Raw genomic sequence first — 18557 nt, forward strand, 5'->3', positions numbered from 1 at the left:
GAGCTCATCCCGCCTTCCGGGAATTCATCCGGCTCATCGCTTCATCAGCCCGGCCCACACGCGGAGAATTCAGGAACACCGACAGACGCTTCCGCGCGTTCTCGTCATAGGGATTGGCGTAAGTGTCAGCTGCGAGTTCTTGAATCCGGTTACCCGTGGTGAAGACCTGAACCGCATCAACGAGATTGCTGTTTACGGCCTCATGGTCGAGATTTTCCTGCTCCATAGTGAGTGCTCCTTGGTCGTAGCAATTGCCTGCTACAGATCAAGGTCACCGGCATTTGAGTACTTGGACCGAAAAAATATCAAAAACTTTTTTCATCCCTTGCGCAAGGGTCTGACTTGGATGTTTGTGAACAGTCCCGGCGTGACTCGTCCCTACTCGACGGGAAGCGTCTGCGACGCCTCAACTGCGCAATGATCCCCGCAAGGGGTGCCTTTCTTCAATGAGTGACACATGGACCGGCACTTCTGTAAAGGATCAATCCGATGAGTCACAGCACCATCACGCACATCAACTGGGTTCCAACAGTCGCTTCGATTGAAGCTGAATTCGACCGCTACGCACCGGTGGCTCCAGCCGCCTACAACACGCTGAAGGGCATTGACTTCGCAAAGCTCCCTCTGATCTTCAAGAGCAGCTCCAACCGGGCTTGGAAGGACGCTGTGCTACGAGAACTGATCAATGCCAGCGTGCATCAGCATGATGCTTTTGCGGACGTGACCATCTTGAAACTCATGCTCCCCAAAGCAGTGAAGATGTCGCACAGCTGCCGCTCAATGCGTTTCGAGTCTCACACCGATGCAATCCAGACGGCCATCGTTGCCATGTGGGAAGCCACCCATACTCGCTCCTACGAGAACGTGAACAATGTCCAGGGCTCTCTCGCACTAAATGCTCTTCACCTGGTCTCCTACAATGACTTCTCCCGGAAGCGCAGCGGCACGCACGACGATCAGAGCATCCCAACAGATGACTACGGGCTCCTGGAGAGCGCTATGAACGCCCAGCATTGCTTCGAGCTCCAGGAGTCGCAAGATCCCTTGGATGAGCTCGCAGAGGTACTCTCCTGGGCGCTGCACACCAACGTGTTGACCGAGGATGAAGTGACTCTCCTGGCCCGTTACAGTCTGGCTGAAGATGAGCAGGCATCCCGCAAAACCTTGGAAGATGAGCTGGGTATCAATCGCCAGGCGCTCTCGCGTCGTGTGAGTCGTATCCGTCTGCGCCTCACCCAGGCGATCAAGGATGAAATCAAAGCCAACGGCTGGGGGTAAAAACTCTCGGAGATCCTGCCGGACATGAGTGTGGCGGGGGATGAAGGTTCCTATCCTTCATCCCCCGCCACACTCATGTTTAGAGCAAATGCTCCTGAGCTGAGATTCGACTAATCCTTGTCGTCGTGCTGGTCGTTCTTATCAGATACCCACATAATGTAGCCCTCTGCCAGGTCGAACTTCCCTAGCGTCACCTGAAATTCCTTGTACCGCTCAACTACTTCTTTCGGCAGGGTCAGCCTGTCCTTGGTACTCGCTTCACGGCAAAAGGCTTCACGGCGAAAAGCCCGGGCCTGCTCTTTTACGAAACGCTTAGCTTCCTCGCTTGGCTTGATCTCATACCATTCGTCAAAAATCATCTCAGGCTTGTCGCGCATTTGAAGCTCCTCTGTAAGTCGTAATTTTTTCTTAGTCCAGGGACTAGATGTACTGACCGGAGACGTTGGTCAATCGTGAGAAGGGCGGCTGGTTCCCGCAGGCCGTGTGGGGCCGGTGATGGTTGTAGTAGTGCAGCCATCCGTCGAGTTCGCCGCGGCGCTCCGTCTCGGAGGTGTAGCAGCGGGCGTATGCCCAGCCGTCGGCCAGGGTGCGGTGGAAGCGCTCGATCTTGCCGTTGGTCTGAGGGCGATACGGCCTGGTCCGTTTGTGCCTGATACCGAGCTCGGCGCAGGTGTCGCGCCACAGGTGTGAGCGATATGCCCCGCCGTTGTCCGACAGAACCCGCTCGACGGTCACCCCGCGGGCGTTGAACCACTCGACGGCCCTCACCAGGACCGCGGTGGCGGTGTGGGCTGTTTCGTCGTCGTGGATCTCGGCGTAGGCGACGCGGGAGTGGTCGTCGATGACGGTGTGGACGTAGGCCTTGCCCATCAACGGGTCGGAGTACTTGCTCCTGAGCTTGCCTGGTGTAGCTGCCCGGTTCTTCTCGCCCTGTCGGCGTCCGACGTAGCGCCAGCCTCCGCCGTCGGGGATGTTGCCGAGCTTCTTCACGTCGACGTGGAGCATCGCGCCGGGATGGTCGTGCTCGTAACGGCGCACCGGTTCCCCCGTGGCGCGGTCCACATGCGACAGCCGGTTCAGGTGGGCGTCGGTCAGGATCCGGTGGACCGTCGACGGCGCGATCCCCAGCCGACACGCCAACTGCACGGGTCCTTCTCGGAGTCGTAGCCGCAGCTGGATACAGCGGCGAGTGACCGTCGGGCTGATCTTGTTCGGTGAGTGGTGCGGTCGGGAAGACCGGTCCTGCATGGACTCGCCCGCTCGGTAGCGGCCGGTCCAGCGTTTGACGGTGGGCCAAGAGACCTGGAAGCGGGCGGCAACCTCGCTGATCGGCCATCCGTCGTCGACGACGAGTTGGGCGACCTTCAAGCGGTGACGCGGTGTGAGGGCGGCATTGGCGTGGGGCATGGTGGTCTTCCTGGTGACGAGCGGGTGGAGACGGTGATGGGGGCTGCACCCTGTGGTGCAGCCCCCATCGATTCGGTATGTCAGTTGCCGTCCGTGTCCTCGCGGTTCGGCGCTGAAGAGGCAGCCGTCTCGGTGGGCGTTCCCTGCTCGCTCTGGGGCTGGTCGTCATCGTCGGGCACGATCTGGGCTCCGCAGCAACTGCTGTCCTGCTTGCGTGCGGTGAAGAGGTCCTTGAGTCCCATGGTTGTTTGTTCTCCTCGTGTGGTTGGGAATGTGGTGGTGGGGTCAGGCGATCAGTGGGATGAGGTAGCCAGCGGCGATGGCCGTGCCGATGACAGTGACCACGAAAGTGACGACCAGTCGGGGCTTGAACAAGGCGGTGAGCATCGAGATCTCGGGGATCGAGGCTCCGGCGCCGCCGATCATCAGCGCGAACACTGCCCCTAGCCCCATACCGGCCGAGCTGAGGGCCAAGCCGATGGGCAACATCGTCTCGATCCGCACGTAAAGCGGAACGCCAAGCACGGCGGCCAACGGCACGGCCCATGGCTTGTCGTCGCCAGCGACCGCGGCGAGTTGGTCCTGAGGCACGAAACCGTAGATAAATGCACCGACCGAGACACCCAGCACCATCGGGACGAGCAGCGGTCTCAGATCGGCCCAGGCCTCGCCGAGTGCGGGCCGGATCTCGTTGCGCAGTCCCGCCCAGGGGCGGGGGGTGCTGTCGTCGCCGACGACCTTGACTCGCTTGAGCTGGCTGGCCATACCGAGTCGTTCCCATACGAGGGGGGCGAGCAGGGACCATGCGGCGGTGACCACCGTGTAGACCAACGCGATACGCCAGCCGAACAGCAGCACCACCCCGGCCACGATGATGGGATCCAGCAGCGGTGACGAGATCAGGAAGGTCATCGACGTCCGGAACGCCACCCCCGACTTCAACATCCCAGCCAGCACCGGCAGCGTCGAACAGGAACAGAACGGCGTGATCGCCCCCAGCAGTAGCCCTTTGACCGGGCCGGGAAGGCGCCCATCGGCCATCCAGCTCTGGATCCGATCCGGCCCGAACCGCCGGTTCACCAGCGCAACGAGAACCGAGATCAGCGAGAACAGGACGAGCAACTCGACCAGGATCAACCCGAAGGTCTGTACCGCATGAATCACCGCGCAGCACCCTCAGTCGATGCCTGACCCTCCCCTGCTGGGGCAGTGCAGCACGCCTTCTGTCCCTCTGGAGTGAGAGTCGCCAAGTGAGCGAGCCACTGCACCGGCGCCGCCAACTGCTCACAACACAGCTCGTAGATGTTGGACCGGCCCTCGGCCCGCACACTGATCAGCCGCGCTTCCCGCAAGGCTGCCACATGGTGACTCACCAGCGCCTGGCTCAACCCGGTGGCCTCCTGCAACTGCTTGTTCGAGCACGCCCCCGCCGCAAGCGTCAGCACGATCATCAGTCTGTTCTCGTCTGACAAAGGCTTCAACAACGGAGCAAGCATCCGCGCGTGATCCCGCGCCGACAGGTCCGTGCGCGGCATGGCAACATCCAGTGAAACTGTCATACCCACACTATAGACAAGCGCTTCTTTGTGTGACAAGTGGGCACTTGTCTAACGATCAACGTCCCTGGTCAGTACAACTAGACCGCAAGTGCGAGCCGCTGCTTTTCTTCAATGTGCAATAGAGCTCGGTCTGGGACGCTGACGTGCTTGAGCTCGCCAAGCATTTTGCGGATCTGCGTGTAGGCGGTGTGACGCTCGTGATCGGTAGCACCGACGCCTTCAGCGAGGGTCAGCAGTGCACGAATACGCTGGATGGTCTTGAGCTCCTTCGCGGGGATCTTCGTGGTGCTGATCTTCTGGGCATTCGCATAAGCAGCGTCCCAGTCTTCCTCGAAAGCACGTACTGCCTTGGGGTAGGCCAGATAGTCCAGGTTCGTGTACAACTCGAAATCCTCTGGCATGTCGATCACGGCGTTCTCTGCGTCTCGCATCGCTCGGTAAAGCTTGCTGGTGGCCTGCACGGAAACGTCCGTGAGCGCCGGAAGGTCAAACATCTGATTCAAGAACAGCCTAGGTGTTCAGTTCACTACTGAGCCAAGGTTGCCCAAAGAAATAGGCTCACCTTTGGAGACGTTGCCGCCGCGCCGCTTCGGCTTCTGCCACTGCGTTTTTCCGCTTTGTTGCAAGCTGTTGTTCGTAATCTGCCTGCAACTGTTTGAATTCGGCTACACGCTGTAGCCGGTGATCGATGTCTTTAGGTATGAACCAAAATTTCGTCACCAGATAGATGACCCAAGAAATTCCAAGCGGCACAAGCATGAGAAGAATGATTTCCCAGGCAGTGATGACAGGGAACAACGTTGACTTATAAGCCAAGGCCCAAAGACCAAAAGCCAGGGAGACAGTAGCGACTACGCTTCCTGCGCTGTATCTCAGGTGCTCGCTAGGTGTGCTTGGATGTGGTGAACCTGATATCGCACCAAGAAACTGCAGCTCCTTGAGTGGTCCTAAATCGATACTGAAGCGGCCTTCCATGTAGGGCAGCTCTCGGTGACGGTCGAAGTATTCAGCTTCGGGGACACCAACACATGCTCTGATGTCGCTCACCAAATGTTCGTGGAGAAGGTGGTCAATGTTCCCAGTAGCCACCTGCCGCTGATAGCACTTGATATCTCGGAGCAAACTTTCAGGGATGCAGTCGTAGCTCATTACTCTTCCTCCGCGCTTCCCTCTGGATCTTGCTTGCGATAGGTGATGGCCCTGGATGAAAGCCCGGTGACAGAGATGACGTCTTTCCAACTGGTCTGTTTCAGTGCAGGGCTAAGCAGTGCGTCTCGTCGGGTTTCGTACCACTTGATCTTGCTCTTGAGCTCTTTTAGATCCTCGGCAAGTTGCTCCAGAGTCGGAGTTTCAGCCGGCAGGTGCTCGATGGTGATTTTCTTGCTGCGCGTGTAGTAGGTCTGGCGACTTGTCCCCAGAATGCGAACGAGCGGTGCAATGTCTTCTCCGGCTTCGTTGCGTGTCTTGATGACAGCGATGGCCAGGTTCATTTTTTCCGCTGCAGCCTCTTCAATTTCGCGCAAGGTCGAGCAAAGCTCGGTGAGGCGATGAATTGGGCTTGAAGGGTTCGTCATGAGGCTAACTTTCTTTCTTGGCCACAAACGGCCTGCAGCCGCCCGAGGGTTTCATTTAGGAGTGATGTGTATTCGTCATGTTCGTCAGCTGCATGGATTGGCGGCAGTAAATCGATTGCCCAGGAGACTTCATCTTGCAATTGCTCACGCTCATGCTCCGAAAGATCCGAACCGATGCTTAGGCGATCAGCGAAGAAATCTTCCTGTTCCTGCCTGGAAACCACTTTGCAGTTGCACGCCTGAGCCTCCTGGGTTTCTTTGACTCCAGGAAACTTCATGGGAAGAAACCCGGTCCAGGTCTCAACCCCAAACTCAACAACTGGGGCCTGCATCAGGCCTCGTGCTTTGAGCTGCTTGTAGACTTCCTGGTGCGCTGGGAGATCCAGGTCAACATAAGTGTGGATGATGCCAGCCTTGGTGAACTGCTTTGTGGTCATCGTGCATTGTCCGCAGTCCTCGTGGCCGAAAACTTTAACGATGAGTCGAGAATCCATGACGGATACCCCTTCCTTGAAGATGTCTGTTATCCATCAAGGTCACCGCGGCCGGCAGAGTTGGACAGTCGATTTCTGACAAGTACAACATCGAAAGACGCTGCGCCATATGCGGGTTTTTACGCAACATTTGGTGAACAACCCGAAGTTCCGTGGTGTGAGGTAGTCCCTTCAGCCGGCCACTGGCCACAGCCCACCTGGCTACGTCTTCCAGATCCACCGAAACTTGCAAGTCCATCTCACACCCCCTCACTTACTAACATCTGACGCTTATAAGTGTGGTCGATAAGAAAAAGCGTGTCAAGCAGTGAAGTAACTTTTTATACAAAACAGATGTCAGTTTGTAGGCGTAAAACTCCGCCAGGCCAAAGGGTCCAAATGTTGGTTCGGAGGTCCAGGAAGCCTAGCGGAGCACTCGCAACACTAGCAGTCTCCATAAGAAACCACTAGAATTTCAGCATAAGAAGGGCGATCCCAGCGTGTCGAGTCCATTAACCGGGGATCGCCCTTCTTAATTATCCCAGTGTCCAGCAAGTAAGTGTCAAGATAGTAAGTAAGCAACTTTTTTGGCACATAAGGTGAGACTGAGGAGGGGTAATGACCACATATGGGCAGATTCAACGTGCCGTGAGGAACATCAGCAAAATCCCTGCTGATCGACTCCAAGCACATTCCCCGAGATCCCAATGGCCTTCTAATGAGCCAACAACAGAGCAACTGCTTAGTGAAAGCACACCCTACCGCTCATCTGTCATTCACCGACCGTGTGCCATCGAGGCTATAGCCTTTACCGCCGAGCTCGCAGAAATCGATGTGCTACTCAAACACGCTCTGGGCTCCATTGACCCCTCAGAGTTCAAGACAGTGAACCTAGAGTCACGCCTCCTTTCCCCTGCCCAAGTCGCAGGACTGCTCCAGGATAAGATCCAGCTCTACGTATCCTCCACCGAGCCACAAACCCCTCAGCAGGTCGCCCAGGCTCTATACCAATGCCTGCACTACACTCTGGTCTCCACAGTCGCACTAGACAGCATTGACCTCAATCAACAGATCCTCAAGCCACTCGCAGCAGCGGCAATCAGCATTGAGCAAGTCCTGCGCAGCCCCAGATTCGGCATCAGAATCCTCGCCAGACGTTCAGGACTCCCCTTCACCATCTCAATCCACGACTTTGAAACTCAGAATGCGATCCGCCTCCTCAGCGACGCCACTGTACTTTGGGCTATGTCTTCCGGTGTAACCGACCTAGAACCTTCCGTCCGGCCAGACATCCACTGGCCCTCTTCCCCGATCTCTATCTCGCTGTGATGACCCATCAATACTTCCTCATTTCCCCTCGTGACCAGGGCGTTACTCTATGGTGCGCCATTCGGACGAGCGACCCCGAACAAGTCTTAGTATTTGTTCCCAACACTTCGACTTGGCACCACCTACCTGCGTTAGACGCCCCTCATGCTGAAATATCCTGGACGCAATGCGATGCTGAAACTTTGGCGATTCAATGCACATCCCAGCCGCCAATCAACAAGTTGCGCTTCAAATGGTCCTTAGAAGATCTGCTAGCGTCACCTGCCGTCCCGGCCTGGGAACTAGGCCTTCCCATCTCGCAAGCTTCACACCCGCTGAAAAATTTTGATCTAACCACACTCCCCCCAAACCAATGGGTAGACCTAAAGATCTACAACAAGCTAGATCGCCCGAGCGCCGGGATGCTCGCCAAAAGATGGGCTGAAAAAACGGCCGGCACCAGCACTCCCCTGCGCACCAGAATTGAACCCCATGGCAGCCGACATGATCGACTGATAGTGCAGATTCAGCGGGTCTCCCTATGAACCATTTCGACCCTGACTCTTTCAACACCAACGTCACCGAACCCTTACCCGGCGACGACCTGCCAGCACTAGTCAACCGCTATCAGGCCCTCAAATGCGCTGCCATCGTCAAAGCATTTGCACAAGGCCAAACAGGTTGGCAGCAACATGTCCACACAGTCTCCAGCTTCCTGTCCGCTGCAGCAATGGAAGCCGCTTACGGGGTGGGCGTCATCCAGCCCACTCGTGAAGAAACCTGGCAATTGCTTGATGCACTCCCTTGGCCTCGCCCTGGCGGAGCTCAGAGGCAGCAGTAACGTCGCCTTTTGCAACCATTGAGCTGGCAGTAAAGGCGCATTTCTCTCTACTTAGCGATGCTTCCGTACTGCATTGACAATGCAGTATTGATGCATTTATCCCTAGTCAAACGCGCTTTTTCTGCAAGTGTAAGGCGAGGTTTGACTCCAAGATTGCACTTGAATGCATCATCGATGCGACGCTTACGCAGTAAATGCGCATGAACGATGCATCTAAGATGCATTGAACATGCATTTGAGGCGCATGCATGTTGCATGGATTTAGAAATATAAACGAAGTTAAGGCAAGGTTGAAGCTTTGTTAAGTTGCATCTGATGACCATTTATTAGGATGTAACATAACTATTGATAGCCAGTAAACGCGCACTACTTATTCACGTAAAGCGCTTGTATGTCTTGTTCAAGGCAACTACAATGTGTGTTATGGACTCCCACAATGCAAACATCATCACGCCGCAGGAACGCTTGAGCCTACGCCGCGTTATCGCCAGCGCAAACGGCAAAGGGGGAGTGGGTAAAACCAGCGTTGTAACCAACACAGGCACCCTGCTCGCCGATGCCGGATACAAGGTACTGATCGTCGATCTTGACTCCCAGAAGAACGTCGCTATCAATCTAGGATTCGTCAACACTGAAGCCGACGATGAGGGCCAAGGCCTCTTCAACACGGTACTGACTGGAACTACCCTTCAGCCGGCCAAGAACATCCGTGAAAATTTGGATGTCGTACCTGGTGGCACCCAGTTGAACGCACTTGGAGATCTCCTGGTTGGCGAAAGCCGCCGCGGGAAGCAGCAATACCGTGGGGGAGTGGCCCGCGCCATCGCCTCCATTGCGGATCAGTACGACATCATCTTGATCGACACCCCGCCGGCTGACCACTCCGTCCATTTCGTAGATGAAGCCATGATCGCTGCTCGCTGGGTCATCGCTCCACTTCGCCCTGAGCGGAAATCCGTTTCGGCCCTGCAGGCTCTAGTGCGTCGTTTCAACGATGTCGCCGACCTCAACGACGAGGTACAGCTCCTAGGCGTTGTGATTTTCGGTGTTACTGCCGGTTCCCGAATGTCACTCGCTGAAAAAGACACACGTGAAGACCTAGCCAGCATGCTCGGGGACATTGCACCTGTTTTCTCCGCAACTGTCCGCAACGTCCCCGCAGCTGATGCCGACGCTGTACGGCGTGGCATGTCCGTAGTAGAGCTCGCCGATGCAGCCACACGCCAGACACCGTTCTGGCAAGCACTGCGCGACGGCAAGAAGCAAGAAAGGCGCATTACCGGCTCCGCAAACTCCCTTGCCGAAGACTACGTTGCCCTGGGTAGTGAAATTGTCCAGGAGCTCCAGCGTCAAGAAGATCTCTACGCTGCAGAAATGGAGGTATAGAACGTGGAGAAGCGTAAACCTGCCATGGATCTAAGCGCACTCGGTGGACTCAAGAAGATAGCCCAGCCGGTGGCCCCGCGCACGGAAGAAACTGTCACACCGAGCGAGCCAGGTAAACCCACTGCTGCCAACCTTGAAGAAACTGCGGTGCTGCAAATCAGCAATTCTGATGTTGCCGCCGTGGAAGATGCTGCCGCAGTACCTGAAGCAGAGGATAGCCCGGAAAAGGCAATAGCCTCCGAGCCAGAAAGGCCAGCACCAGCTCCGCTAGACGACGTGGACCCAGCAATGGAGGCCACAGCTCCGCTGACCTTCTCCCTACCTGAAGACCTGGTTCGAAAAGTCAGGAAATTCAACAAAGAAAAGAAGATCAGCTATCCCAACATCGTTTTGAATGCCATCGATGCCACCTATGACAAGCTTCCTTCGCTGCTGGAGCCTGAACACTTCCAAGTTCCAACCAGGAACTTGTTTCAGCGTCCTAACGTGATCCCAACGACCACGGCACGCGACGGCAGCACTCGCAAGGAGCCGATGACCATGCGCATGAAGAAAAGGTACATCGCTGTACTCGATCAGATTGCTGCAGAGCTGACAGATAAGAACCGCACAAAGCTTGTAGAAACTGCACTGAAGGAATACCTGAAAAAGGAGAAGTAGCCATGACGGCTGTTGCCGAGAAGCAAGATCCGAATCCTGCGGAGAAGCCAGAGAAAGCCGCCTCCAAAAAGACAGCCCCCAAGAAACCTGCTCAGAGCACCGTGGCTACCAAGCCTCGGAAACTGCTCATCGCTTCGGGCGTTCTGCTAGCAGTCCTAGGAGCCATGGGGGCGTACTTCGTTATCGATTCGAGCTCCAACACCACGACGGTCGTGGCTGTGAACAAAGATATCGCCAGGGGACACGTCATTGAAGGTGGCGATCTTAGCTCGGTACAGATCCCTGAAGGTCAGCCAATTCCTCATGTTGCAGCAGATGATGCTCGCAGCCTTCTAGGGAAAAGCGCAACACTGGATATTCCAACTGGCAGCATCCTTAATCCTTCCTCGGTAGCTGATGGCCCTGCCATTCCAGGAGAACAATCTATGGTGGGTCTCTCTCTCACAGGTGGCAAATTTCCTGGTTATCCTTTGAGAGATGGCGATCCTGTACGTCTGGTTGTCACCCCTCCACAGGGGCAGCCCGTCACCAAGGACACCGAACCTAGCACCTATACAGGCACCGTCGCGTCCATCCAGGTCGATGAGGTCTCAGGAAACACCATCGTCAGCGTCCTGGTGCCACGCGAGAACTCTGCCGTCATTGCTACGGCAGCTTCGGCGAACCAGGTTGCTTTGGTCCTTGACGGAGGCAAGTAATCATGTCCGTCATTACCCTCACTAGTCTTTGCGGCTCCCCCGGTGTTAGCACTGCAGCCTTGGCGCTGGCACTGAAGTGGCCTCGGCAGGCTGTGGTTATCGAAGCTGACACTTCCCGGTGCTCCAGCATCCTGCCTGGTTATTTTGAAGGCTCAACCCCAGCTTCAAAATCATTGATCAACCTGGCGCTGTCCAGTGCCCAGGCTTCCTTGTTCGATGCCAACAATCTTTGGGCTCAGTTTCTACCACTGGAAGAGCTGGCCGAAGGAGAAGAACCTACCAAATGGGTTCTCCCTGGGTTACTAGATCCTCGATCAGCTCCTTCTTTGGATCGTCTTTGGCCAGCCATTGCCAGGGCTGCTCAGCAGCTCGGCGACACAGGTATGGATGTCTTTATTGACCTCGGCCGCTACGTTCCACGAGATCCTCGTTTCGCATTGCTGGAGAATGCTGATCAGATCTTGTTCTTCCTGCGTCCAACGCTAGGCGACGCTTTCACCTTCGCTGCTCGCAAGAAAGAGATGATCGAAGAGCTCACCGAGAGTGGCCGCGCAGATCTCCCGGAACTTGTCACCGTAGAACATCCTTCCTCGCCTCACAGTTCCAAAGAGGTGGCTTCCTCTCTGGGTTACAAACTAGCCAAGGAGCTGCCTTGGGACCCAGCTTTAGCAGCTATGTACTCAGAAGGTCGCACACCAGTGCTCAGAGGAAAACTGGAAAAGAAACCCTACCCGCGAGCAATTGAAGATCTGGTATCGCATCTGCGTAGCAACCTGGTAGATCGCGGCCAGTCAGTCACTGAAGAAGAATTCGAGGAGGCCTCCGCATGAGCACCCCAGATGATCTGAAAGGACTCGGAAACCTCTTCGAGGGTCTGCCGCTGGCCGAATCCTTGGATACCGAGCCCCCTGCAGCGGCTCATCATCTTGCCAACGCAACTCGAGGTACAGCTCAAGCCCAAGTTGCGCCAGCACATAGTGAACCCTCTGCAGCCGAAGACAACGAACTGCCACGGAGACGAGACCATCGCCGCCAACAGCAGCAGGCCGTGATCGCTGATGGAGTTGTAGATTTCGAGGTTATCGATGCTCTCTCCAGCGAGATCTCTATTCGACGCTCTAATGCCAATGAAACCCCGCAAAACCGTGAGGAGCTTGGTCGCTCCATCATCGCTGATGTCGTCACCGAGTATGACTCCAGCCAGGTGCGTGCCGGCCAGGAACGGCTTACCAACTCTGAACGAGAGTTGTTAGAACGAGTCCTCTTTGACCAGGCATATCAGCTCGGTGCACTGCAGAAGTACCTCGATGATCAACGGGTAGAGAACATCCATATCAACGGCTATGACCGGGTGATGATCAAGTACACCGATGGCACCCGCGAATTCGTTGATCCCATCGCTTCAAGCGATGATGCCTTGATCGAAATGGTTCAAGCTTGGTCTAACGAACTGGGCGATGGCAGCCGTGAATTCAACGTGAACACCCCGCGCCTCAGTCTCACGCTTCCTGGCAAGCAACGTCTGCAGGCCCAGCATCCACCGATCGTCCCACGGCCGACGCTCGTCATCCGCTGCCACCGCATGTTCTCTGTGACGATGGAGGATCTTGTGGAGCAAGGATTCATTACCAAGGAAGCCTCAGACTTCTTGACCGCCTGCGTTAAAGCCAAGCAATCCATCGTGGTCGCAGGCTATCCCGGCGCAGGTAAAACCACTTTCCTTCGCGCTCTATGCTCCGTCTTTGATCCGATGGAAAACATTTGCACCATCGAAACTGAGCGCGAGCTGCACCTCGGCGAACCTAATCACCTTGATGTGAAGTCGCTGGAGGCCAGGCCTGGACGCGGTGAACGTGACCCCAAGACCGGTGAAGAAATTGGTGCCATCACATTGGACATGCTCCTAGATGACTCACTGCGCTTGGATGTAGAGCGCATCCTTCTGGGCGAGGTCCGCTCGGATGAAGTCAACGCCATGTTCAAGGCCTTCGCCGGTGCGGCAGGTTCGATGACCACAATCCACGCCCGTAACGGCAAAGACACCATCGCTAAACTCGCTGCCCTACAGCAAAAAGCCCTGGGAACCAGCCCCACTTTCGCCTATCGTCAGATCAGCGATCACATCCAGGTCATTGTTCATCTTTCCCGCTACGTCGGGATCGGAACTCAGACACGCATCGTGGATGAGATCAGCGAAGTCAGGCCTTCAGGTGATGGCGAAGCACCAATTGCCACCAAGATCTTTGATGCTCCTGCCCGTGGCCTATCCGTTGTACCTGATGAGTTGCCCAGTGATGAGCTTCTCGAAGAGCTGCACTTCACCGGGTATAAGCACCCCACCGAAAGGGCTGGTGCGTAATGACACCTCTATTCGCCGCGCTCCTGGTCATTGTTTTCTTCGTGGGATTGACCCTCATCGCATTAGGCGTCTCTGGCAAGAATTCCGTGACTGGTCCCTCCAAGATCAAGTCTCGGAGCAAGAGCCTGGGCGAGAAACTCAAGGAAGCCCTCGGTGCCCGTCGCCTGATCTTTCTAGCTGCTGGCATCATCCTAGGCATCATCGTCTTCAGCCTGACCGGCTGGCCTGTAGCGTTTATCGCCCTAGTACTGGGAGGGATCTTCCTCCCACGAATCTTCACCGCCAGTGAAGCTATCAAGCAAGTCGATAAGCTCGATGCTCTGGAAACCTGGTCACGGCAGCTCTCCGGCTTGATCAGTACCGGCGCGAACAGTCTTGTCCAAGCCATCATCCGTTCAGCGCCAAATGCGCCAGATGAAATCAAACCGGAAGTCCAAGCGCTGGTTGCCAAACTTCAATCCCGTTGGATACCCAAGCGTGCTTTCAAAGCATTTGCCGACGACCTCAACGACCCCAGCGCTGACCTTCTAGCAGCCCACCTGATCTTGGCCTCGCGCATTAACGTCGCTGGCCTTCCTGATGCACTGGATGACCTCTCAGCGTTGCTCTTTGACGAAGTAAGGCAGCGTCGTGAAATCGATGCAGCACGCGAATCAAATAGAACCACCTCCCGAATGGTCACTATCATCACGCTAGCTATGCTGATCTTCGGATCTGTCCTTGCAAAAGACTTCTTCACCTTCTACTCAACACCAGTAGGGCAACTCGTGCTTGCAGCCATCCTTGGCCTCTACGCACTATGCCTGATCTGGATGGCCAAGCTGTCAAAACCTGAACTACCCCCACGAATTCTGACCGAAGGAGAGCAGTAACCATGCAACTTCAGTTATGGAGCGTCCTGATCCTCGGAGCCATAGCCGGTTTAGGAATCCTCGTGGCAGTCAGCGCTTTCGTACCCAAACATGTGAAAGTATCCGCTGCACTCGAAGTCCTAGGTAGCACCTCGGAGAAAGCCCCAGCATCGAAGTGGAATGAACAGCTTGGTACCGCAATGCAGCGCCAATCTTGGCTCAACTTCCTGCGCGTCGATCCTCGGGATCTAGACCTCACTCGCACCAGCTCCCTGACACACGCAACTCACCAAGCCGTAGCGGGAGTCGCCGGGCTCATTCTGCCACCCGTTCTCGGTGTGATGTTCACCCTCATCACTGGAATGCCAGTAACCACAATTCTCTTCTCACTGCCTTTAAGCCTCATCCTGGCACTAGTCCTGATGTACGCCGTCAATCTCACCGTCACACAAAAGGCCAAAGAAGCACGTCAAGAATTCTCACGGGCTGTCGCAACCTACATCGAGCTCGTGGCCGCCGAACGCCGCAGGAACTCAACACCTCAAGTTGCACTGACCCGTGCAGCAGAAGTTGCCGACTCCTGGGTCTTCAAAAGGCTGCAAGAAGAACTGCAGTTAGCCAAGTACCAAGGAATCCGCCCCTGGGACAGTTTCAAGCGGTTATCCAAGGAGCTGGGGGTGCCTGAACTAGCAGATCTCGCCGACCTCATGAAGATCGCCGGCACAGAAGGTGCCAGTGTCTACGAACCACTGCGCAACCGCGGCAAAAGCCTGCGCATCCAGATGCTCAATGATGCACGCACCAAAGCCAACGCTGATACCGAAAAAACCACATTACCCATGGCAATGATGGGCGTGGTCTTCATCGTGCTCATCGCTACCCCTGCACTGACCAAACTGCTCATGAGTTAGTACCATTGGGATAACAAACACATCTGAATCAATGAAAAAGTTTTCATAGGCTCGCTGTCCAAACTCCCAATTTCCAACAACCTTGATCTATTAAGAGCTTCCCAACCTAGGAGGAAAAATGAACAAGCTCACGAACCTGACCACCACTCTTTACGTCGCAGGGGTGAACCTGCTCCAGAACACCAAGGATGCCTACACCCGCCGCCTCAAAGACGACCGCGGCTCGCTCACCCTGGAACAGATCATCTGGACCGTAGCCATCTCTATCGTGGCTCTGGCGATTGTGGCCATCGTTATCGCCGCAATCAACAACAAGGCCTCGGAGATGCCTCTCTAGGCAGCAAAGGATCTTCACGTGACCAAAACTCCAGCCACCGATCATCAGCTCACGACAACCCAACGTCGCTGGGCTGATGATCGTGGCAATGTCACGCTGCAGCAGGTCATCTTCCTACCAGCTGTCCTAACCCTCATCTGGATCATCTTCCAAGGTGCATTCTGGGCTCACGCTCACAACATTGCCCAAGCAGCAGCCAGCTCCGCTTACACCAATGCCAAAACCTACGACGGCAGCGCCGCAGCAGGCCGCCAGGCCGGTTATGGAGTCATCGACCAGGACAATACCCTCAGTGGTGCCTCGGTCAGCGTCTCACGCGGTGCAGTGGATACCACTGTCACCGTCACAGGACGTGGTCCATCACTAGTTCCACTTTGGGCAGGGCCACAAATCAAGGTCACTTACAGTGGACCGACCGAACGATGGACCACACCATGAAAAAGCTTTCAGACCTCAAAGACGACACCGGCAACGCTGTCATGGAGGGCGTCATCATGGTTTCAGCCCTCCTCGTATTGCTAGGGCTGCTTATCGTCGGTATCCGCTTCAGCATCACGCAGAACGCGGTGCAGCAAGCCGCTAACGCGGCGGCCCGTGAAGGCTCTATTGCCCGAACCGTGGGAGAAGCGAACAGCAAAGCCTACAACGGTGCCATGCACTCGCTCAGGCAGTCAGATGCCCTCTGCCGTACTCCACGCACATCGGTAGATACAAGCCAGTATCGGGCACCTCTCGGGCAGACCGGAAAAGTATCTGTGACCGTCGCTTGCACCGTCCCACTATCAGGTCTCATGCCAGGGTTACCGAACTCGACAACCGTTACCAAAACAGCGTCGTCACCCGTAGATCCCTACCGCCAACGATAGCCAGCAGAAAGGAGAAGAACCGATGAAAGCACACCTACCAAAGGGACAAGTCAAAGTACCGCGCTCCCATGATGAACGCGGTTCAAACACCATGCTAGGTATGGTGTTTGCCGTCGCGCTCCTGCTGGCTACAGGCCTCGTCATCGATGGGGGAGCGAAAATCGCCGGCAGCCAGGAAGCGCAGAACGTTGCCGAGGCAGCTGCACGCGCCGGGGCCGGCCGGATCTCACCGGAATCAGTCAATGGACGAGCTCCAGTAATCAGTTCTTTCCACGCTCGACGCCTGGCCAACGAGTACATTCACGCAGCGGGACTCACCGGAAACGTAAGTACCACGTCAAATACTGTGACCGTTACGGTAAATAAGAGCACACGGACAATATTCCTCTCAGCAATAGGAATCGACAGTCTCCCCAGCTCAGCGACAGCGACAGCGGAATTACGAAAGCAGTGATGATCATGAACAAAACCAAAGCCCTCGCACTTCCACTGGTCGCGTTGCTCCTCTCGGCTACGGCCTGCACTGCAACCACTCCAACAGAAGAATCCTCGCTGCCACCTCTAAGCGAGTCGCCTACAACTAGTTCCACGGAAACAGCTTCACCGACCAAGCCAGCTACTCCGCTGCTCAACACCGCACCGACCTCAAAGAAGAACGCCGAAGAGCTCGTGGTGGATCTCCTCAAGCAATATGAAGAAGACCGCGCAAAGGTATATAGCAAGGGGTGGAAGGACTTCGACTACCTACTGAAGTACGGCAACGTTGGCAACGAGGCCGACTTGAACGCAAAAACTGCAGCTAAAAATGGGTACTACACCAAGGGTGTCCAGCAGTTCAAAGTACTCAGTGTAGACGCTATCGATCACAGCCAGTACGGCAAGTTCAGCCAGGTAAATATTGATACCTGCTACGACATCAAGAGCATCCAAGCTTATGGCCCAGACGATAAGCCTGCAGCTTCCGGCGAGAAGCCAAAGAGTCAATATCTCCGCCACACGGGAATCTTTTTCTGGGACAAGGACAAGGGCTCCTGGTCTTATTTCTCTGACTCAGGCACTGGTGAACCATGCAAATTCTAAAGTCCTCTGGACGCATCTTCGGTGCCCTGTTGGTGATCATCGGTTTAGTGGTTCTGGTAATCGGAATCCCTGCAGCTTCCGATGCGGCCGGTAGCGCTGCAGGCTGCACCTGGAACGATGCTAAAGGTGCATTTGATTGCGGTGATTCTAAGGATGGAAACGAGGGGAAAAAGGACAAGCCGAAGGGCAACGGCAACGGCCACAGCAAAGGTGGCTGCTACGCGACGGCACCTAGCTCTGGCAAGGACGTGAAGGTGGACTGCAGCAGTAAACACGGCACCTGGTACGTCTACACCGGCGAAGGCATGAACCTCCAGTGTTACTTCAAGGCCTCTCCAGACAACGATCCTGAAGAAGTCAAAGAAATGAAGATGATCGTCTACAACACCATGTGCCCTCAATGGTCCGGCAACTCCATCTCAGGATGGAGCCGGGGACCAGAGGTTGCATTGGATGAAAATGCTATCCCTCCAACGATCACTCCCGAAGAAGCCGCTGCCAGACTCTGGGCCAGCTACGACATCCGAAAGATCGACATTGGTATTGCACCAAAGCCAGATGCCGGATCGGTCGGCTCTGTAGGCCTCCCAGTCTGGATGTGGGTCAATAACCCCTCCGAGAAGACTTTCGGCCCTTACAAGAAATCTGCAGCCTATGAAGGCCTGGCGATCACCGGCACGGCCAAGGTCACCAATATCGTCTGGAACATGGGCGATGGAAGCACAGTGCAGTGCAACGGTGCCGGCACACCTTTCACCCCGGCAGCTGGCTTGAATCCGTCACCGGACTGCGGCCATATGTACGAGAAGATGTCCAAGAATCATTCAGGTGGCAGATTCCCAGTCTCAGCCACCGCGAACTGGGTCTTTGAGTGGAGCACCTCTGGTGCCAGCGGAACACTCACCGCCACCAGGACATCAAGCACTTCGCTGGAGATCGGCGAAATGCAGACCGTCATCCGATAGATCC

Annotated in this window: 26 protein-coding genes; 16 read left to right on the forward strand and 10 right to left on the reverse strand. The window is 55.7% G+C overall.

Annotation, left to right across the window (positions count from 1 at the left end):
- Positions 1-4: 4 nt before the first annotated feature.
- Positions 5-226: a hypothetical protein gene (locus ACIQTS_RS17570; RefSeq protein WP_337446769.1), complete on the reverse strand. Its 222-nt coding sequence runs from the start codon at positions 224-226 to the stop codon at positions 5-7.
- Positions 227-489: 263 nt separating this feature from the next.
- On the opposite strand from ACIQTS_RS17570, the gene ACIQTS_RS17575 reads away from it, so the two are divergent.
- Positions 490-1278 carry a hypothetical protein gene (locus ACIQTS_RS17575; RefSeq protein ID WP_402474173.1) on the forward strand — a complete coding sequence of 263 codons (789 nt, stop codon included), beginning with the start codon at positions 490-492 and terminating at the stop codon, positions 1276-1278.
- A gap of 110 nt (positions 1279-1388) precedes the next feature.
- On the opposite strand, the gene ACIQTS_RS17580 is transcribed toward ACIQTS_RS17575, so the two are convergent.
- From ACIQTS_RS17580 to ACIQTS_RS17620, 9 genes are all read right to left on the reverse strand, one after another.
- On the reverse strand, positions 1389-1655 hold the full coding sequence (locus ACIQTS_RS17580) for a hypothetical protein (RefSeq protein WP_402474174.1): 267 nt from the start codon (positions 1653-1655) through the stop codon (positions 1389-1391).
- Positions 1656-1698: 43 nt separating this feature from the next.
- On the reverse strand, positions 1699-2685 hold the full coding sequence (locus ACIQTS_RS17585) for an IS481 family transposase (protein ID WP_205333512.1): 987 nt from the start codon (positions 2683-2685) through the stop codon (positions 1699-1701).
- 80 nt (positions 2686-2765) lie between these two features.
- Complete coding sequence (locus ACIQTS_RS17590) at positions 2766-2927, reverse strand: hypothetical protein (RefSeq protein ID WP_164877222.1); 162 nt, start codon at positions 2925-2927, stop codon at positions 2766-2768.
- A gap of 43 nt (positions 2928-2970) precedes the next feature.
- Entirely contained in the window at positions 2971-3849 is an 879-nt protein-coding gene (locus tag ACIQTS_RS17595; RefSeq protein ID WP_308210419.1) for a permease, read from the reverse strand.
- Positions 3846-4244 (reverse strand): helix-turn-helix transcriptional regulator, encoded by a 399-nt coding sequence (locus ACIQTS_RS17600; protein ID WP_128190659.1) that lies wholly within the window; start codon positions 4242-4244, stop codon positions 3846-3848. The genes ACIQTS_RS17595 and ACIQTS_RS17600 overlap by 4 nt, the downstream gene beginning before the upstream one ends.
- A 77-nt stretch (positions 4245-4321) precedes the next feature.
- Positions 4322-4747 (reverse strand): hypothetical protein, encoded by a 426-nt coding sequence (locus ACIQTS_RS17605; RefSeq protein WP_402474179.1) that lies wholly within the window; start codon positions 4745-4747, stop codon positions 4322-4324.
- A gap of 55 nt (positions 4748-4802) precedes the next feature.
- Positions 4803-5393, reverse strand: coding sequence for a hypothetical protein (locus ACIQTS_RS17610; protein WP_402474182.1), 591 nt, complete (start codon positions 5391-5393; stop codon positions 4803-4805).
- On the reverse strand, positions 5393-5818 hold the full coding sequence (locus tag ACIQTS_RS17615; RefSeq protein WP_402474185.1) for a hypothetical protein: 426 nt from the start codon (positions 5816-5818) through the stop codon (positions 5393-5395). Before ACIQTS_RS17615 ends, ACIQTS_RS17610 begins: the two co-directional genes overlap by 1 nt.
- On the reverse strand, positions 5815-6312 hold the full coding sequence (locus ACIQTS_RS17620) for a glutaredoxin family protein (protein WP_402474188.1): 498 nt from the start codon (positions 6310-6312) through the stop codon (positions 5815-5817). Before ACIQTS_RS17620 ends, ACIQTS_RS17615 begins: the two co-directional genes overlap by 4 nt.
- Before the next feature lie 597 nt (positions 6313-6909).
- On the opposite strand from ACIQTS_RS17620, the gene ACIQTS_RS17625 reads away from it, so the two are divergent.
- From ACIQTS_RS17625 to ACIQTS_RS17695, 15 genes are all read left to right on the forward strand, one after another.
- Positions 6910-7620, forward strand: coding sequence for a hypothetical protein (locus tag ACIQTS_RS17625; protein WP_402474191.1), 711 nt, complete (start codon positions 6910-6912; stop codon positions 7618-7620).
- Between the two features lie 520 nt (positions 7621-8140).
- Positions 8141-8440: a hypothetical protein gene (locus ACIQTS_RS17630; protein WP_402474192.1), complete on the forward strand. Its 300-nt coding sequence runs from the start codon at positions 8141-8143 to the stop codon at positions 8438-8440.
- A gap of 423 nt (positions 8441-8863) precedes the next feature.
- On the forward strand, positions 8864-9826 hold the full coding sequence (locus ACIQTS_RS17635; protein WP_402474194.1) for a ParA family protein: 963 nt from the start codon (positions 8864-8866) through the stop codon (positions 9824-9826).
- A 3-nt stretch (positions 9827-9829) separates the two neighbouring features.
- On the forward strand, positions 9830-10486 hold the full coding sequence (locus tag ACIQTS_RS17640) for a hypothetical protein (protein WP_402474196.1): 657 nt from the start codon (positions 9830-9832) through the stop codon (positions 10484-10486).
- 2 nt (positions 10487-10488) lie between these two features.
- Positions 10489-11184: an SAF domain-containing protein gene (locus ACIQTS_RS17645; protein ID WP_402474198.1), complete on the forward strand. Its 696-nt coding sequence runs from the start codon at positions 10489-10491 to the stop codon at positions 11182-11184.
- Between the two features lie 2 nt (positions 11185-11186).
- Positions 11187-12014, forward strand: coding sequence for a hypothetical protein (locus tag ACIQTS_RS17650; protein ID WP_402474200.1), 828 nt, complete (start codon positions 11187-11189; stop codon positions 12012-12014).
- Positions 12011-13543 carry a CpaF family protein gene (locus ACIQTS_RS17655; RefSeq protein WP_402474202.1) on the forward strand — a complete coding sequence of 511 codons (1533 nt, stop codon included), beginning with the start codon at positions 12011-12013 and terminating at the stop codon, positions 13541-13543. The genes ACIQTS_RS17650 and ACIQTS_RS17655 overlap by 4 nt, the downstream gene beginning before the upstream one ends.
- A gap of 47 nt (positions 13544-13590) precedes the next feature.
- Positions 13591-14415, forward strand: coding sequence for a type II secretion system F family protein (locus tag ACIQTS_RS17660; RefSeq protein ID WP_402474204.1), 825 nt, complete (start codon positions 13591-13593; stop codon positions 14413-14415).
- Between the two features lie 62 nt (positions 14416-14477).
- Positions 14478-15305 carry a TadC protein gene (locus ACIQTS_RS17665; protein WP_402474207.1) on the forward strand — a complete coding sequence of 276 codons (828 nt, stop codon included), beginning with the start codon at positions 14478-14480 and terminating at the stop codon, positions 15303-15305.
- 118 nt (positions 15306-15423) lie between these two features.
- The gene (locus tag ACIQTS_RS17670; protein WP_402474209.1) at positions 15424-15642 is read left to right on the forward strand and encodes a hypothetical protein; all 219 of its coding nucleotides are present in this window, start codon (positions 15424-15426) and stop codon (positions 15640-15642) included.
- An 18-nt stretch (positions 15643-15660) separates the two neighbouring features.
- Positions 15661-16080: a TadE/TadG family type IV pilus assembly protein gene (locus tag ACIQTS_RS17675; RefSeq protein WP_402474210.1), complete on the forward strand. Its 420-nt coding sequence runs from the start codon at positions 15661-15663 to the stop codon at positions 16078-16080.
- On the forward strand, positions 16077-16508 hold the full coding sequence (locus tag ACIQTS_RS17680; protein WP_402474213.1) for a pilus assembly protein: 432 nt from the start codon (positions 16077-16079) through the stop codon (positions 16506-16508). The genes ACIQTS_RS17675 and ACIQTS_RS17680 overlap by 4 nt, the downstream gene beginning before the upstream one ends.
- Positions 16509-16608: 100 nt before the next feature.
- The gene (locus ACIQTS_RS17685) at positions 16609-16962 is read left to right on the forward strand and encodes a pilus assembly protein TadG-related protein (RefSeq protein WP_402474239.1); all 354 of its coding nucleotides are present in this window, start codon (positions 16609-16611) and stop codon (positions 16960-16962) included.
- A 5-nt stretch (positions 16963-16967) separates the two neighbouring features.
- On the forward strand, positions 16968-17588 hold the full coding sequence (locus ACIQTS_RS17690; protein ID WP_402474215.1) for a hypothetical protein: 621 nt from the start codon (positions 16968-16970) through the stop codon (positions 17586-17588).
- A complete protein-coding gene (locus ACIQTS_RS17695) occupies positions 17576-18553 on the forward strand; it encodes a hypothetical protein (protein ID WP_402474217.1) in 978 nt (325 codons plus the stop codon). Before ACIQTS_RS17690 ends, ACIQTS_RS17695 begins: the two co-directional genes overlap by 13 nt.
- Positions 18554-18557: the final 4 nt, after the last annotated feature.

It is taken from the genome of Glutamicibacter sp. NPDC090743 (assembly GCF_044769125.1).
Taxonomy (GTDB): domain Bacteria; phylum Actinomycetota; class Actinomycetes; order Actinomycetales; family Micrococcaceae; genus Glutamicibacter.

Coding starts and splice junctions, on each gene's coding strand:
- ACIQTS_RS17570 (WP_337446769.1), bottom strand. CDS start 226: ATGGAGCAGGAAAATCTCGACCATGAGGCCGTAAACAGCAATCTCGTT.
- ACIQTS_RS17575 (WP_402474173.1), top strand. CDS start 490: ATGAGTCACAGCACCATCACGCACATCAACTGGGTTCCAACAGTCGCT.
- ACIQTS_RS17580 (WP_402474174.1), bottom strand. CDS start 1,655: ATGCGCGACAAGCCTGAGATGATTTTTGACGAATGGTATGAGATCAAG.
- ACIQTS_RS17585 (WP_205333512.1), bottom strand. CDS start 2,685: ATGCCCCACGCCAATGCCGCCCTCACACCGCGTCACCGCTTGAAGGTC.
- ACIQTS_RS17590 (WP_164877222.1), bottom strand. CDS start 2,927: ATGGGACTCAAGGACCTCTTCACCGCACGCAAGCAGGACAGCAGTTGC.
- ACIQTS_RS17600 (WP_128190659.1), bottom strand. CDS start 4,244: ATGACAGTTTCACTGGATGTTGCCATGCCGCGCACGGACCTGTCGGCG.
- ACIQTS_RS17610 (WP_402474182.1), bottom strand. CDS start 5,393: ATGAGCTACGACTGCATCCCTGAAAGTTTGCTCCGAGATATCAAGTGC.
- ACIQTS_RS17615 (WP_402474185.1), bottom strand. CDS start 5,818: ATGACGAACCCTTCAAGCCCAATTCATCGCCTCACCGAGCTTTGCTCG.
- ACIQTS_RS17620 (WP_402474188.1), bottom strand. CDS start 6,312: ATGGATTCTCGACTCATCGTTAAAGTTTTCGGCCACGAGGACTGCGGA.
- ACIQTS_RS17625 (WP_402474191.1), top strand. CDS start 6,910: ATGACCACATATGGGCAGATTCAACGTGCCGTGAGGAACATCAGCAAA.
- ACIQTS_RS17630 (WP_402474192.1), top strand. CDS start 8,141: ATGAACCATTTCGACCCTGACTCTTTCAACACCAACGTCACCGAACCC.
- ACIQTS_RS17635 (WP_402474194.1), top strand. CDS start 8,864: ATGGACTCCCACAATGCAAACATCATCACGCCGCAGGAACGCTTGAGC.
- ACIQTS_RS17645 (WP_402474198.1), top strand. CDS start 10,489: ATGACGGCTGTTGCCGAGAAGCAAGATCCGAATCCTGCGGAGAAGCCA.
- ACIQTS_RS17650 (WP_402474200.1), top strand. CDS start 11,187: ATGTCCGTCATTACCCTCACTAGTCTTTGCGGCTCCCCCGGTGTTAGC.
- ACIQTS_RS17655 (WP_402474202.1), top strand. CDS start 12,011: ATGAGCACCCCAGATGATCTGAAAGGACTCGGAAACCTCTTCGAGGGT.
- ACIQTS_RS17670 (WP_402474209.1), top strand. CDS start 15,424: ATGAACAAGCTCACGAACCTGACCACCACTCTTTACGTCGCAGGGGTG.
- ACIQTS_RS17680 (WP_402474213.1), top strand. CDS start 16,077: ATGAAAAAGCTTTCAGACCTCAAAGACGACACCGGCAACGCTGTCATG.
- ACIQTS_RS17685 (WP_402474239.1), top strand. CDS start 16,609: ATGGTGTTTGCCGTCGCGCTCCTGCTGGCTACAGGCCTCGTCATCGAT.
- ACIQTS_RS17690 (WP_402474215.1), top strand. CDS start 16,968: ATGAACAAAACCAAAGCCCTCGCACTTCCACTGGTCGCGTTGCTCCTC.
- ACIQTS_RS17695 (WP_402474217.1), top strand. CDS start 17,576: ATGCAAATTCTAAAGTCCTCTGGACGCATCTTCGGTGCCCTGTTGGTG.